At 70.9% G+C, this 12,654-nt stretch carries 17 protein-coding genes and 1 pseudogene; 10 read left to right on the forward strand and 8 right to left on the reverse strand.

Annotation, left to right across the window (positions count from 1 at the left end; all coding sequences use genetic code 11):
- Positions 1-44: 44 nt before the first annotated feature.
- Positions 45-1,127 (reverse strand): hypothetical protein, encoded by a 1,083-nt coding sequence (locus ACGWYJ_RS29725; RefSeq protein WP_395109742.1) that lies wholly within the window; start codon positions 1,125-1,127, stop codon positions 45-47.
- 108 nt (positions 1,128-1,235) lie between these two features.
- Between ACGWYJ_RS29725 and ACGWYJ_RS29730 the strand changes: the two genes are divergently transcribed.
- Positions 1,236-1,388, forward strand: a complete 153-nt coding sequence (locus ACGWYJ_RS29730) for a hypothetical protein (protein WP_395109743.1) — start codon at positions 1,236-1,238, stop codon at positions 1,386-1,388.
- A gap of 17 nt (positions 1,389-1,405) precedes the next feature.
- On the opposite strand, the gene ACGWYJ_RS29735 is transcribed toward ACGWYJ_RS29730, so the two are convergent.
- Entirely contained in the window at positions 1,406-2,041 is a 636-nt protein-coding gene (locus tag ACGWYJ_RS29735) for an NAD(P)-dependent oxidoreductase (RefSeq protein ID WP_395109744.1), read from the reverse strand.
- A 64-nt stretch (positions 2,042-2,105) separates the two neighbouring features.
- Between ACGWYJ_RS29735 and ACGWYJ_RS29740 the strand changes: the two genes are divergently transcribed.
- Complete coding sequence (locus ACGWYJ_RS29740) at positions 2,106-2,615, forward strand: MarR family winged helix-turn-helix transcriptional regulator (protein ID WP_395109745.1); 510 nt, start codon at positions 2,106-2,108, stop codon at positions 2,613-2,615.
- 139 nt (positions 2,616-2,754) lie between these two features.
- On the forward strand, positions 2,755-3,087 hold the full coding sequence (locus ACGWYJ_RS29745) for a hypothetical protein (RefSeq protein ID WP_395109746.1): 333 nt from the start codon (positions 2,755-2,757) through the stop codon (positions 3,085-3,087).
- A gap of 317 nt (positions 3,088-3,404) precedes the next feature.
- Here the strand turns inward: ACGWYJ_RS29745 and ACGWYJ_RS29750 are convergent, their stop codons facing one another.
- Positions 3,405-4,181: a SpoIIE family protein phosphatase gene (locus tag ACGWYJ_RS29750; RefSeq protein WP_395109758.1), complete on the reverse strand. Its 777-nt coding sequence runs from the start codon at positions 4,179-4,181 to the stop codon at positions 3,405-3,407.
- Positions 4,158-4,979, reverse strand: a pseudogene (locus ACGWYJ_RS29755) (helix-turn-helix domain-containing protein); the annotation flags it as partial. The gene ACGWYJ_RS29750 and the pseudogene ACGWYJ_RS29755, both read right to left, overlap by 24 nt.
- Before the next feature lie 420 nt (positions 4,980-5,399).
- On the opposite strand from ACGWYJ_RS29755, the gene ACGWYJ_RS29760 reads away from it, so the two are divergent.
- The gene (locus tag ACGWYJ_RS29760; protein WP_395109747.1) at positions 5,400-7,178 is read left to right on the forward strand and encodes a SpoIIE family protein phosphatase; all 1,779 of its coding nucleotides are present in this window, start codon (positions 5,400-5,402) and stop codon (positions 7,176-7,178) included.
- A gap of 47 nt (positions 7,179-7,225) precedes the next feature.
- On the opposite strand, the gene ACGWYJ_RS29765 is transcribed toward ACGWYJ_RS29760, so the two are convergent.
- Positions 7,226-7,849 carry a methyltransferase gene (locus tag ACGWYJ_RS29765; protein WP_395109748.1) on the reverse strand — a complete coding sequence of 208 codons (624 nt, stop codon included), beginning with the start codon at positions 7,847-7,849 and terminating at the stop codon, positions 7,226-7,228.
- A gap of 62 nt (positions 7,850-7,911) precedes the next feature.
- Entirely contained in the window at positions 7,912-8,319 is a 408-nt protein-coding gene (locus ACGWYJ_RS29770) for an ArsR/SmtB family transcription factor (protein WP_395109749.1), read from the reverse strand.
- Between the two features lie 215 nt (positions 8,320-8,534).
- Between ACGWYJ_RS29770 and ACGWYJ_RS29775 the strand changes: the two genes are divergently transcribed.
- The 5 genes from ACGWYJ_RS29775 to ACGWYJ_RS29795 all read left to right on the forward strand — a co-directional run bounded on the left by ACGWYJ_RS29775 (position 8,535) and on the right by ACGWYJ_RS29795 (position 11,259).
- Positions 8,535-9,479, forward strand: a complete 945-nt coding sequence (locus ACGWYJ_RS29775; RefSeq protein WP_395109750.1) for a TIGR03619 family F420-dependent LLM class oxidoreductase — start codon at positions 8,535-8,537, stop codon at positions 9,477-9,479.
- Entirely contained in the window at positions 9,476-9,976 is a 501-nt protein-coding gene (gene rnhA / locus ACGWYJ_RS29780; protein WP_395109751.1) for a ribonuclease HI, read from the forward strand. The genes ACGWYJ_RS29775 and rnhA overlap by 4 nt, the downstream gene beginning before the upstream one ends.
- Positions 9,977-10,124: 148 nt before the next feature.
- Positions 10,125-10,727 carry a gamma-glutamyltransferase gene (locus tag ACGWYJ_RS29785; RefSeq protein ID WP_395109752.1) on the forward strand — a complete coding sequence of 201 codons (603 nt, stop codon included), beginning with the start codon at positions 10,125-10,127 and terminating at the stop codon, positions 10,725-10,727.
- The gene (locus ACGWYJ_RS29790; protein WP_395109753.1) at positions 10,724-11,113 is read left to right on the forward strand and encodes a hypothetical protein; all 390 of its coding nucleotides are present in this window, start codon (positions 10,724-10,726) and stop codon (positions 11,111-11,113) included. Before ACGWYJ_RS29785 ends, ACGWYJ_RS29790 begins: the two co-directional genes overlap by 4 nt.
- Positions 11,114-11,118: 5 nt before the next feature.
- Positions 11,119-11,259 (forward strand): hypothetical protein, encoded by a 141-nt coding sequence (locus tag ACGWYJ_RS29795; RefSeq protein ID WP_395109754.1) that lies wholly within the window; start codon positions 11,119-11,121, stop codon positions 11,257-11,259.
- Between the two features lie 101 nt (positions 11,260-11,360).
- On the opposite strand, the gene ACGWYJ_RS29800 is transcribed toward ACGWYJ_RS29795, so the two are convergent.
- The gene (locus ACGWYJ_RS29800) at positions 11,361-11,924 is read right to left on the reverse strand and encodes a DUF4303 domain-containing protein (RefSeq protein ID WP_395109755.1); all 564 of its coding nucleotides are present in this window, start codon (positions 11,922-11,924) and stop codon (positions 11,361-11,363) included.
- A gap of 247 nt (positions 11,925-12,171) precedes the next feature.
- Complete coding sequence (locus tag ACGWYJ_RS29805) at positions 12,172-12,333, reverse strand: hypothetical protein (protein ID WP_395109756.1); 162 nt, start codon at positions 12,331-12,333, stop codon at positions 12,172-12,174.
- Between the two features lie 135 nt (positions 12,334-12,468).
- Between ACGWYJ_RS29805 and ACGWYJ_RS29810 the strand changes: the two genes are divergently transcribed.
- On the forward strand, positions 12,469-12,654 hold a 186-nt coding region (locus ACGWYJ_RS29810), incomplete at its 3' end, for a hypothetical protein (RefSeq protein ID WP_395109757.1).

Genomic DNA, 12,654 nt, shown 5'->3' on the forward strand with positions numbered 1-12,654 from the left:
GCGGTGCCGTCGCCGTGCCGGAAGCCCGTTCCGGCCACGGAGGGTCAGCGGGGGTCGTACCTGTAGATGGCCGCGGCCCAGCTCTGCTCGGTGTGCAGGATGCCCGCGGCCAGCAGGGAGCGGGTGCCGGGGACGAGGGCGATCGCCTCGATGGAGGCGGCCGTGCCGTCACCGGTCGGGGCGGGCTGCCGGGTGACCCTGCCGCGCGAGTAGTGCAGCAGGTAGGCGCTCTCGTGGACGTGCTGGGAGACGATCCACAGCCCGCCGCGGCCGTCGGGGGCCAGCCGGTAGAGCATGTCCTCCGGGGCGTCGATCCTCACCTGGCGCCAGCGCCTGCCGTTCCAGTGGTACAGGACGGCCCCGGGCCAGACGCTCTCGTCCTTGCCGAGGACCATGGTCGCCCAGGCGTCGCGCGGGCCGAGGGCGAGCACGTCGCCGGGGAACGCGGAGACGCCGGGCGAGAGCTTCGGCTTGGGCAGCGGCACCTTGCGCCACGACGACCCGGTCCATCGGACGGTGGCCGGGGCGCCGTTCCCGGTACGGCCGGTCGCCCATACGGCGCCGCGGGCGGCGCTCATCTCCTCCGGGACGATGGGCAGTGGCATCGTGGTCCATCCGCTGCCGTCGTAGTGGGAGGCGATCCCCACTTCGCCGTCCTCCGTCCGCTGCGACCCCACGAACCAGGCGTCGTCCGGTGCCAGGACGGCGGCGTCGGCGATGCCGATGTCCGGGTCGAAGACCGTCGTCCGCCAGGTGGACCCGTCCCAGTGATGCCCGTAGAACTCCCCGTCGAAGGTGATCCCGAACGTCCAGACGTTCGCCGGTGAGGACGCGGCGACCTTCGTCAGGGACGCCGCGCGGTCGCCTCCCGGGGCCTCGGGAGGTGTGACGTCCCGCCATTCCGATCCATCCCAGTGGCTGATCTTCCGGTGTTCCCCCTGCACGCAGCAGGGCCCCGAGCCGACGGCCCAGGCGTCCCCCGGCCCGGTCACGGCGATGTCGGAGAAGTCGTCCCGCGGGAAGCCCGGTGAGCTGTGGGCGATGTGCCAGCCGGGAGTGGTCTCCGCCTGGGCCACGGCGGGCGCCGCCGTCACGCTCAGCGCCACGATGGCGCCAACCGCGGACATGCGTTTGAGAACAGTGAACATCGTGCTCCTTTCCCCGTGCGCGCTCTCCGGCAGCGGGGACGTTCGTGAGCACGCCTTTTCAACAAGACGCACGAATCACCGATTGAGATGACAAAGCGGCCATTCCGTACATCGACGGCCGGGCGCGACCGGGGTTCGCCCGCCTGCTGCAAGGGGACGTTCGGCGACCGCCGCCTCACCGGGGCGTGGGTCTACCCGGGCGGGGGCGGCTGCGACTCCATCGCCGAACGCGTCGGGTGACCGGCTCCCGCTGATCGTCAGTTGGAGACGCCGACGGCGTGGCCGATGGTCTCCGGGTCGTCGACGAAGTCGAGCATGGCGCGTGCCACGTCTGCCCTGTCGATCGTGTTGCGGTTGGGGCCCGCCTCGATGGCGTGCTGGTAGCGGCCCTTGCCGGGTCCGTCCTGTAGCCGGGACGGGCGCACCGACGTCCAGTCCAGGCCGCTGTCGCGCAGGACGCGTTCCATCGCCTCCAGGTCGATGTAGACGTCCTTCAGGATCGCCCACAGGATGGGCGAGAGCACACGCGCCGCGAGGAACGGCTGGCCCTTCCCGGAGCGGTTGAGGGGTCCCGCGCTCACCACGATGATCCGCCGCACGCCGGTGGCGGACATCGCCTCCACCGCCGCCCTGGCCGAGGTGGACGCGGGCTTGAGCGGGTCGCGCCGCCCGGCCGCGCCGATGCCGGACAGGACGGCGCCCGCCCCCTCGACGACCGGCTTCAGCGAAGCGGCGTCGAGCGCGTCCGCGCGCACGACCTCCAGGTTCGGATGCCGTACCGGCAGCCGTGCCGGATCCCGCACCGCCGCGGTGACCGTGTGGCCGTCGTCGAGGGCGTGTGCGACGAGGTGCCGCCCGACTCCGCCGGTGGCGCCGAGGATCGCGAGTCTCATGATGGCTCCCGTTTGGTTTGGATACACAAATGGTTTGGATTTTCGAACCAATATACTGCCTTCCATGTCGAGAGCCGCTGAGACGCCGGACGGCGCGCGGGTGCCGACTCCGGAGGAGATCCTCGCGCTCGGCCACGTCCCCCTGCTGGCGTCCTTCTTCCGGCGGGTCCACAACGACATGCCCGAGCCGCTGCGGGAGGTCTTCGCCGAGCACGGCCTGACCGCGCGGCACGGGGCCGTGCTCACCCAGCTGGTGGCCGCACAGCCCGCGAGCGTCAGCCAACTGGCCCAGCGGCTCCACGTCTCGCTGTCCACGGCGAGCGGGCTCGTCGGCGACCTCAGCCGTGCGGGCCTGGTCACGCGCCACGAGGACCCCGGCAACCGGCGCCGCACGCTGGTGTCGATGCCGCAGCGGCACCGTCCCCTGTTCGAGGAGTTCGTGGCCGCACGGGCGGCGCCCCTCCTGCGAGCGATGGACCGCCTCTCACCTCGCGACCGGGCGGGCTTCGTCGCCGGGCTCACCGAGTGGGCCCGCGAGGTGGAGGGCCAGGACGACGACGGGCCCGACTGCTAGTTCCCGGCGGGCGATGGGCTCCCGCGCGGGCGTTGCGAGCGCTTGGAGGACCACCTCCGCAGCCGGATCGTGGAGCTGACCGAGGCCGGCCTGGACGAGGACGAGGCGTTCCTCATCGCCGTCAAGCGCATGGGCAGCCTTGACGAGATGCCCCTGGGAGTTCGCCCGCGAGCACCTCGAACGGCTGTGGAAGCAACTGGTCCTCCCCGGGGAACCGGACGCGCCCACCTCCGGCCGTTCCCGCCGCGAGCTGGCCTTCATGATGCTGTGCGCGGTCGTCGCCGCGCTCGCCATCAAGGTGCCGAGCCTGTTCGGCGCCGACCTGAACGACGACGACGCCCAGTTCTACGCGCGGAACCTCAGCTTTTCGCGCTGCCCCCGCTGGCGGCCTACTTCGCCTGGCGGCGCCGTGTCCGTCCCGCCGTCCTCGTCGTCCTGGGCGTGCTGTTCACACTCGGCGCGGTCACCGTGAACGCCTATCCGGTGGAGGCCAAGAAGAGCGTCATCGAGAACATGGCGCCGGTGCTGACCCGCGTCTTCACGCCGCTCTTCACGGCCGCGCTGCCGGTCTTCCTGGTCGCCTTCGTCGCGACGGGCAACGGCCTGGACGTCGGCCGGGACGGGCTGATCCTCTTCGACCTGCTGCTCGTGGTCGTGGTCGGCCTGGCTGCTCATCGGCTTCGTCCGCGGTCGCGTCCCGTTCGTCCACCTGGAGCTGTGGCAGTCCCGCTACGTCGCCGTGTGGGCCTGGGCGGTCGTCTCCGCCTTCCCGCCCCTGTTCGGCTTCGCCTAGGAACCCGCCCGCCGAGCGGCCGGCGGCTGGTGGCCAGGATGCGTGCCGTCCCGGTGCACCAGCAGGATCACCGCCCCGCGCGCCGGCGGGGCGGTGGAGTACGCGATCAGGTCCTCGGCGAAGCGCGCCAGCGCCGTGTCCGGATCGTCCTCGGCGAGACCCGCGGCGCGTTCGGCGAGCGGGTACGGCCGCCCCTCGGCGTCGCGGACCTCCTCGACGCCCCGCGTGTGCAGGAGAAGCCGGTCGCCCTCGCCGTAGGGGATGGTGGTGGGCTCGCCCCAGGAGCCCCCGGCGTCCGGCGGGGTGAGCCTGCCCAGCGGCGGGTACGCGGGCGCCGCGTCCACCACCGACACCCGCGACCCGCGGAGCATGAGCGGCGCCGGCAGCCCGCAGCGGACGATCTCGGCCTGGTCCTCCCAGTGGCGGATCGTGACCAGCGTCGCGGCGACGGACACTTCCGGGCCGCCCGAGCCGGTCACCCTCGTGTGCAGCCGCTCGGCCACGCCCGCCAGCTCCGGCTCGTGCCCGGCCAGGTCGCGGAAGGCGAGCGTGACGTCGTTCGCCGTCTCCGCCGGGGCGTCGCCTTCGACCTCCGCGACGAGGAGCCGGGTCCCGAACGGCGTGTCCGCCACGTCCAGCACCATGCCCTCGTTCCGCGTCCCGGCGGTCGTGAGGCCGCGGGCGGCCGCGCGCACATGAGCGTGCGCCTGCCGCAGCGGGATCGCCGGCCCGGTCGCCATCGGCGGGTCCAGCTCGCGCAGCAGCTCGCCCATCACCTCGCGGACGGCGCTGGGAGCGGTGCTGTCGACGCACAGCCGCTCCATGACCTTCTGGTAGTCGTCGACCTCGTCGGCCCGTTCGAGGTACTGGGCGCCGGTGAGGGCCTCGACGTACACGACGTCCGGGATCTCGGGCTCGGGGAACCGCAGGATGCTGAACGCCCCGCCCTCGGCTGGATGGCCGCCGAACCGCAGCGGCATCACCTGGATCGCGACGTTCGGCAGCTCGGCGAGCCTGAGCAGGTGCTCGATCTGTTCCCGCATCACGTCGGGGCCGCCGATCGGCCGGCGCAGCGCCGCCTCGTCGATCACCGCCCACAGCGATGTGGTCCCCGGGTCGCGCAGCCGGTCCTGCCGCCGCATGCGCAGCTCGACCCGCTGCTCGATCTCCCGGGCGGACGCGTCGGGATGCCCGCGCCGGAAGACGGCGCGCGCGTAGTCCGCGGTCTGCAACAGCCCGGGGACGAACTGCACCTCGTAGGTGCGGATCAGCGAGGCCGACTCCTCCAGGCCCAGGTAGTTCTGGAACCAGCCGGGCAGCACGTCGGTGTACGGCTGCCACCAGCTCGGCGCGTTGGCCTCCCGCGCCATCTCCAGCAGGTCGTCCTGGTCGGACTTGTCGACGACGCCGTACAGGTCCAGCAGGTCGGACACGTCGCGCTCCTTGAACCCGACCCGCCCCAGCTCCATCCGGCTGATCTTCGACTCGGAGGCGCGGATGGCGTATCCGGCGGCCTCGCGCGTGATGCCCCTGGCCTCGCGCAGCCGGCGCAGCCGCACGCCGAGCAGCATGCGGCACACCGTCGGGCCGGAACCCGGCCGATCACCCGCCAACCCCTCACCTCCGACGTTGAAGCAAGTGGACAATAGCCCAATACCGGGAGCCTTTCGTGGCGACTTCCGGGTAACAATTCGCTCCCGCGCCTCTGCCGTATCGTGCGGCCGCATTTCGGGTGGATCCAGGCACGTCGCTGCGCTGGCCAATGGCGGTCACGCCGATATGCAACGGTCCAAAATCACGATCCGGTCGTCCGTGCGTACGGACCGGCGTTGGGGTTCTTCACAGACCCGGCACGCCCGGCGTGGCCACGGACGCCTCGGCGCCGGATCGCAAGCCGCGTCTCGGTCGCTTTGGCGAGGGTTTGCCGAAAAATCGCCGAAGCCCTGCCCGTGGGCGCCCCGACACCGTCATGACCCGGGCATGGGGAAAGAGTGAGCGACTACGCCCAGTTCGGCCGTGAGCAAAGCGCTGCCGCCTCGGCGAAGGTGTGCGAGCAGCGCGCTCTGGTCCAGAGCCGCGTACGGGAGAAGGCCCTGGTGGACCGGGCCGTCGCGAGGCTGGTGACCAAGCTGGACCTCCGGCATGACGAGGCCGCCGAGCGACTGGAGCAGATGGCGCAGCATGGCGGGCTGAGCCTGTCCGAGGCGGCCGAGCGCATCCAGCCGCCGCCACCACGGGACCTGCCGCGCGGCGAGGCCGACGAGTGGATCCAGAGCATGCTGGAAACGCACGACGACACGGCGAGCTACGCCTGCCCCATCACCGATTCGGTCGGCCGGGTGATCGACTTCCGGGTGCTGGCCGCCAACAGCCATGGCAGGACGGCCGACGGCCGGAGCCGCGAGGCACTGGTCGGCAAGACGCTGCTGGAGATCAGCCCGGGTATCGCCAGCGCCGGGCTGCTGGACGCCTACATCACCGCCTACGAGACCGGCATCCCCTTCTACCAGGCATCGGTGGAATATGTGGAGATCGTGAACGATCGGCCCTGGCCGTTCGTGATGAACGTGCGCGCCGCCCGCGTGCTGGACGGCCTGCTGCTGAACTTCAGGGTGCTCGACGAGCGTGACGCCGTCATCGCGGGCTGGGAGCGGGTGCAGCGCCTGGCCGGGGTCGGCTGGGCCGAGTGGGAGCTGGTCGGTGACGGGGTCATCTGGACGACGAAGGTGTACGAGATGTTCGGCCGCGACCCCACCGACGACCCGATCGCGCTGGAGGACCTGCCCGCCATGGCGGTCCATGAGGACCTTCCCGTGCTCGTCGACGTGCTCGACAGCCTGATCGACCACCAGGAGCCGGTCGACACCGAGTTCAGGGTCCGGCACCGGCACGGGGTCCGGCGGCTGCGCGTCATCGGCGAGCCGCTGCTGGACGGTGACGGCGTCCCGCTCAAGATCAGGTTGCTGCTCCAGGACCTGACCCCGGCCCGGCACCGGGAGCGTGCCGTGACCAGGGCCCACGAGCGCGCGGTCCGGGAGCAGGAGCGCGCTGACGAGGAGCGCCGCATCACCCGCCATCTGCAGAACACCCTGATGCCCCCCGGGAGACGCATCATGCACCTGCCGGGCCTGGCCGTCGGCGTCTGCTACCGCCCGGCCGGCGAGCTGCCCCGCTTCGGCGGCGACTGCTTCAAGACCCAGCGGATCGGCGAGGACAAGGTCCTGCTGGCCGTCGGGGACGCGATGGGCCACGGCATGACCGCGGCCAGCAACATGATCCGGATGCGCTCGGGCCTGGCCGGGCTCGCCTACACCGGCGCCCCGCCGCACCGGCTCGCCGAGTGGCTGAACGAGCTGACCGCGCACACCAGCGAGGAGATCACCATCACCGGCACCGCGGTCATCGGGTGCTTCGACACGACCGACCGCACCTTCGCCTGGGCCAACGCCGGCCACTTCGCCCCCATCCTCCTGCGCGAGGGCGACGCCGAGCCGCTGGAGGGCGAGTCCGGCCCGCTGCTCGGCGGCCCGGAGGCCGACTACGCGCTGAACACCACGCGCCTGCGGCCCGGTGACACCCTGCTGTTCTACACCGACGGCCTCATCGAACGGCGCGACCGCGACCTGGACACCGGCATCCAGGCGCTCGTGAAGGCGGTGCGGTCCTGCGACCATGACGACCCCGACCACCTGATCGACTGCGTGCTGAACCGCCTCGTCTCCGGGACCACCGAGGACGACATCTGCATCCTCAGCGCACGGGTGCTCTGAGCCGCACGCGGGTGGCCGATCTGGCCGATCGGCGCGGCGCGCCGCGGTCAGGACATCGGGGAGGTCCCTCGGGGGAGGCGTCCGACGCCGGGCAGGAACCGGCCGACGCGGGCGGCGTAAGCGCGGTAGGCGTCGCCGTGAACGCGCAGCAGGTAGGGCTCCTCGACGGCCCGGACCTGCACTTGGATGACGGCCACGGACAGTACCAAGCCGAGAAGCGACACCACGTTGGGCACCATGGCCGCCAGCCCGGCGGCGGTGACGATCATCGCGGTGAAGATGGGGTTGCGGGCCAGGGCGAACGCGCCGCCGGTGACCAGACCGGTCCGTTCGTTGTCGTCGACGCCGATGCGCCAGGAAGCGCCCATGGACGTCTGCGCCGCCAGCGTCGCGGCCGTACCGCCGGCCGCGAGGACCGTCCCGGCGATCCGGACGGCGAGGTGGTCCAGGAGGCCGATCGGATCCAGTCCGGCCAGGGCGGCGACGGGACCGGCGACACCGATGACCAGAGCGGCGACGAAGAGCAGCCGGGCCCACCATTGGAGGCTGCCGGGCCGTAGCCCTCCGCCGCGGAATCCGGTGTCGCCGGTGCGGCGCCATTGCATCCAGCTCCGCAGCCCGAAGGCCAGAGCGGCCCAGACCAGGTAGATGATCAGCGCGGTCGGTGCCATGGGGGTCCTTCGCGTCGTTTCGGGAGGTCACAAGCTCGGCGCCGACCCTGAGCCGGCGCCCGTCACGGCCGCCGTTCGGGGTGGACGGCCTCGGTGTGCTCGATGTGGGCGACGGCCAGGTCCAGCAGCATCCGAACGTGCGCGTCGGCCAGGCGGTAGTACGCCATGCGGCCCGATCGGCGCACCTCGACCACCCGGTGCGCGCGCAGCAGCCGCAGCGCGTGCGAGGCGGACGACTCGCTCATGCCGCTGACCGCGGCCAGGTCGCAGACGCACAGCTCGCCGTCCAGCAAGGCCACCAGCAGCCGCAACCGCCTGGGGTCGCTCAGCAGCCCGAACACCTCGGCGGTATCGGCCAGGTCCTCCTCCGCGGGCATCCGCTCGCACACGGACGCGACCCGCGGCGCGTCCACCACCCGCGCCGCGCAGCCGTCGAGCTCGATGATCCGCTCATCTGAAGAGCTGTTCATATGAGATAACCTTCAGGTACCTCCGGCGGCCTGTCAACCCCCTGCGTGGCCGCGGCTCCGTCTGGTGGATGTCACAGCGAAAAGAATGCGCACAAGCGATCCGGCGTAAAGGGTGACAGCTTTGTTGGGGTCGAAATTTCGCTCCAACGAATTGCGTGCACACAACATCAGTTGTGAAGTCACCGCCGTTTCACTATGGTACGGAAAACGCGGTGATGGACGCGAAGGTGCGTGATGCGACGGTGCAGTTGGGAATAGGCTTGCCCAACGGTGGATCGGACGTCGACCCTGCCGGACTCGTTCGGTTGGCCGTGGGCGCCGAAGCCCTCGGACTGGACTCGGTGTGGGTGGTGGACCGCTGGCTCCGTCCGCACGCCCCGGTCGCCATGCCCGGGGTGCCGGTGCCGGTGGTGATGCCGGCCGAGTACTACCGTTGCGTCTACGACCCGATCGAGGTGCTGTCCTTCATCGCCGCGCGGACAACAAAGATCAAGCTCGGCACGAGCGCGATCAACGTCCTTCTCCACCCGCCGGTCCTCCTGGCCCGCCGTCTCGCGACCCTCGACCGGCTGTCGGGCGGACGCCTCATCGCGGGCGTGACCTCGGGATGGATGGCCGAGGAATTCGCGGTGGCCGGCGTACCGCGAGATCACCTGGGCGACGGGTTCGACGACCATCTGGCCGCCATGCGCGCGGTATGGGGTCCTGATCCGGTCGACCACCCGGGCCCCAGGTACGCCATCCCGGCGTCCGACATCGGCCCCAAGCCGTGCGGTCCCGACGGCATCCCACTGATCATCGGCTACAACACGTCGGCGGGGATCCGCCGCGCCGCCCGGATCGGCGACGGCTTCCACCCCTACCGCAACGACCTCGACCAACTGGCGGACGAACTGGACCAGTGGCGCGAGGCCGTCACGGCACAGGGCCGGGACCCGTCACGACTGCCCGTCGTACTGCGGGCCGAGGCCACGCCGGGCGACAACGGCACCGGCGATGAGAAGGCCGCGTTCAGCGGCGCGGTGGAGAGCTGGGCCGATGACCTGGCCCGTATCGAGGCGCTCGGCGTCGATCACGTCCTGCTGCACTTCGAGCCGGGCCTCGGCGTGGACGCTACCCTTCGGGCCATGGCCGACGTGATCGAAATGAGTGGTACGTGACCTCCGGCGTGGTGGTCATCCACACCGATGGCGGCTGCGTTCCGAACCCGGGAGCCGGCGGCTGGGGAGCGGTCCTCCGTTACGGACGGCACGTGCGGGAGATCTACGGCGGAGAAGCCGACACCACGAACAACCGCATGGAGTTGATGGCCGCCATCGAGGCCCTGGAGTGCCTCAAGCGTCCCTGCACGGTGCGGCTCTTCACCGACAGCCAGTACGTCCGCAGGGGCATCACCGAGTGGGTGGCGGGCTGGAAGCGCAACGGGTGGAAGACGGCGGACAAGAAGCGGGTGAAGAACGCCGACCTCTGGCGCCGCCTCGACGACGCCTGCGAACGCCACGACGTTCAGTGGACGTGGGTCAAGGGCCACGCGGGCATCGCCGACAATGAGCGCGCCGACGCGCTCGCGGCACAAGGCCGGGACGAGCTCCGGGCCGGACCCGTGGACACGCGCCCCGCGAGCCTCGTTCCCCCGACGCGTGGCCCGCGTCCTTAGCGTCGTCCGGTATCGATCCGGGTCTCGTCGGTCGCCGCGACCGTCACCATGCCGGTACGCGGGAGCGCGTCGAAGCCGGCGGCGGGCAGCACGACGACCGGCATCTCGATCGTGTAGAGCTCAGGGCCGGTGCCACGAGCTCAACGGCATGGGCACGATCGTGCCAGGGCTCGCGCCGTTCCGGCCGGTCGCGATCTCGTCCGGGCCGTACACCGCGATCCCCGAGGGGCCCTGCGCGGTCATCCCCGACTTCATGCCGGGCCTCAAGGCGATGCACGAACGGTTCGGGTCGCGGCCCTGGGACCGGCTCTGCGCGCCGTCGATCCACCGGGCCGAAGCGGGGCACGAGGTCGACTCCTTCGAGCACCTGGTCCTGGGGCGCAGCTCCGAACTGTGGATGAACACCGCGTCCGGGCGGCGCCACTTCACCCCCGACGGCTACCTGCCGCAGGTGGGGCGGCGGTGGCCGAAGCCGGAGCCGGCCCGGACGCTGACGAAGCTCGCCGCCGAGGGCCCGGACCTGTTCATCGACGGCGAGTGGGCCCGGCTGTTCGTCGAACGCGCGAACGAGCTCGGCTGGCCCATCGAACTGCGGCAGATGCGCCAGGACGAGCCCCGCTGGGGAGACGGCCTGCGCTACCGGCATGGCGACGTCGAGATCATCCAGCAGGCGCCGCCGGAACGCCAGGCCGTCATGTCGGCGATGGTCCTCGGCATACGTGCCCTCGCCGCCGTGCTCTGCTCCGGATGAGCCGCACCAAGGTCGACCTCACCGACCACGTCCGGCTCACCTCGGCACCGGGCGCGCTGCGCGAGGCGACCCGTTCGGCGGAGTCCGTCGGCAGTTGCGAGCTGAGCGTCATCGACCCCCAGGGCAACTGGGTCCAGCTCGTCAACACCGTCCAGGGCGGCGGCATCCCCGGCCAGGTCATCGGCGGCGTACCCATGATCGGCGGCACCATGACGAGCAGCCTCACCGCCATGCTCGGCGGCTGGCTGACCGGCGGCGCGCGGATCCGCTCGGTCATCGGCAACACCCTGGCCCTGCGGGACGGCCACCCCTGGCTCGCCCTCGGCACCGCCGGCATCCCGCACATCACGGTGCCGCAGGTCATGACGAGCATCCTGCCGAAGTAGCCCGCATGGGAATCCTGGTCCGCCCGATGGCGCCCTACCAGTACCGGATGGGCAGCTTCCACATGACCTGGCGCGACGAAACCGGCCTCCTCCACGCCTCCGCCGGCCCCCGCCGCGCGGCCAAGCCGCCGGCTACTGACCGGTGATGCCCCAGCACTCGGCTCCGGAGTGGTGGCCGACGCCGCCAACCAGAGCATGTGGAGGGCGACTGGGATGTCCGGGTGTCGCTGGAAGGTGGATGCGACGGTCACGCCTCGTCGAGCCGTTGCAGGTACTCGGCGAGTTCGGGGACGGTCGCGAGCGCCTCTGGGGCGACGCTCGCCCGGATCAGATCGGCTTCCTCGTCGCCGCGTTGGCCCTCAAGGATGATGACGACGAAATGGGGCGCGAGTGAGTCGTGGATGCCGCCCCGGCGGGCGGTCGCGGTCATCGCTTTGCAGACCCTGGCAATGGCGCCGTCGTGTGCCACCTCCAGCGCCGCCATCGCCGCGTCCCGTTCGGCATCATCGCCGGCGGGCGCGAGGAACTCCTCGGTCAGGCTGCGGTACCACGGCTGCATCGCGCTACTCGCGGCATCCAGGACGTCCCACCGCCATTCGGGCGGGACGAACCGTGTCGAGTCCCCGTAGTTCTGATGCACCGCCTCCTCGGTGTTGGCAGCGAGTGCCGGCGCGAGGATCTGCGTACCGTCCAAGTAGAAAAGGTGGAAGGCCGCAGCGTAAAGCCGTTCGCCTGGATGTGCTCGGGCGAGGTCGGCCAGAGCGTGACATCCATTGTCATGCCATGCCGCCTCAAAGGCGTTCCAATCCACCGGTGCACACTATCGACCGGTACCAGAGCCTCCATCCAGCCTTCAGTCCCCAGGCGGACAGGGGGCCGTAGGCGGTCTTGACGGCCGCCTAAGCGGCGTGCCGCCTGGTCAGCGGCCGGAGAGCCTGCTGGTAGGCGTGCACGTCCACCAGCGGGCCGCGGCCCCACAGAAGGTCATCGCAGATCGGGGTCGCGCCGGACTGCCCGGCGGTCCCGGCTCACTTCGACCGGAACCGCCGGGCGTGGCCTCAGGATGCGGCGATTCCTTCCATACCGATGCCGTTGGCGAATCGCGGTAGGCCGGTCGCAGTGGTGACCAGCTTCAGGGATCCGTCGTTGCGCACGGCGTAGCCCTGCACGTTGCCCGCGGTCGTGTTCTGTACGTACAGGAAACGGCCGCTGGCGGTCATGTCGATCGTTCGGGTCGTGGGACGCCTGACGCCTCGAGACCTCCATCCGCCCGCCGGCCGTCAATACTCTACGACTCCTTGACGTTCCACTACGAGTATGTAGAAGATTGGTGAGCGGAAGGAGATGGACACCTGATGACCACCTTGATGAGCGGGCCCGCCGCCGGGACTGGACAGGATCCCGCAGGTGAGACGGCCGAATCGGTGCACGTTGAGTTCAGGACGCAGGTGTCGGCGTACCGTCATTGGCGGCTGAGCTTTGACGGTTCGGTTGCCACGCTGACGATGGACGTCGACGAACAAGGGGGTCTGGTCCCCGGC

The organism is Actinomadura sp. SCN-SB (assembly GCF_043906805.1).
GTDB lineage: Bacteria > Actinomycetota > Actinomycetes > Streptosporangiales > Streptosporangiaceae > Spirillospora.

Excerpts from the sequence above, each read along its gene's own strand:
- ACGWYJ_RS29725 (WP_395109742.1), bottom strand. The coding sequence starts at position 1,127 with ATGTCCGCGGTTGGCGCCATCGTGGCGCTGAGCGTGACGGCGGCGCCC.
- ACGWYJ_RS29730 (WP_395109743.1), top strand. The coding sequence starts at position 1,236 with ATGACAAAGCGGCCATTCCGTACATCGACGGCCGGGCGCGACCGGGGT.
- ACGWYJ_RS29735 (WP_395109744.1), bottom strand. The coding sequence starts at position 2,041 with ATGAGACTCGCGATCCTCGGCGCCACCGGCGGAGTCGGGCGGCACCTC.
- ACGWYJ_RS29740 (WP_395109745.1), top strand. The coding sequence starts at position 2,106 with ATGTCGAGAGCCGCTGAGACGCCGGACGGCGCGCGGGTGCCGACTCCG.
- ACGWYJ_RS29750 (WP_395109758.1), bottom strand. The coding sequence starts at position 4,181 with ATGGGCGAGCTGCTGCGCGAGCTGGACCCGCCGATGGCGACCGGGCCG.
- ACGWYJ_RS29765 (WP_395109748.1), bottom strand. The coding sequence starts at position 7,849 with ATGGCACCGACCGCGCTGATCATCTACCTGGTCTGGGCCGCTCTGGCC.
- ACGWYJ_RS29770 (WP_395109749.1), bottom strand. The coding sequence starts at position 8,319 with ATGAACAGCTCTTCAGATGAGCGGATCATCGAGCTCGACGGCTGCGCG.
- ACGWYJ_RS29775 (WP_395109750.1), top strand. The coding sequence starts at position 8,535 with ATGGACGCGAAGGTGCGTGATGCGACGGTGCAGTTGGGAATAGGCTTG.
- ACGWYJ_RS29785 (WP_395109752.1), top strand. The coding sequence starts at position 10,125 with ATGGGCACGATCGTGCCAGGGCTCGCGCCGTTCCGGCCGGTCGCGATC.
- ACGWYJ_RS29790 (WP_395109753.1), top strand. The coding sequence starts at position 10,724 with ATGAGCCGCACCAAGGTCGACCTCACCGACCACGTCCGGCTCACCTCG.
- ACGWYJ_RS29795 (WP_395109754.1), top strand. The coding sequence starts at position 11,119 with ATGGGAATCCTGGTCCGCCCGATGGCGCCCTACCAGTACCGGATGGGC.
- ACGWYJ_RS29805 (WP_395109756.1), bottom strand. The coding sequence starts at position 12,333 with ATGACCGCCAGCGGCCGTTTCCTGTACGTACAGAACACGACCGCGGGC.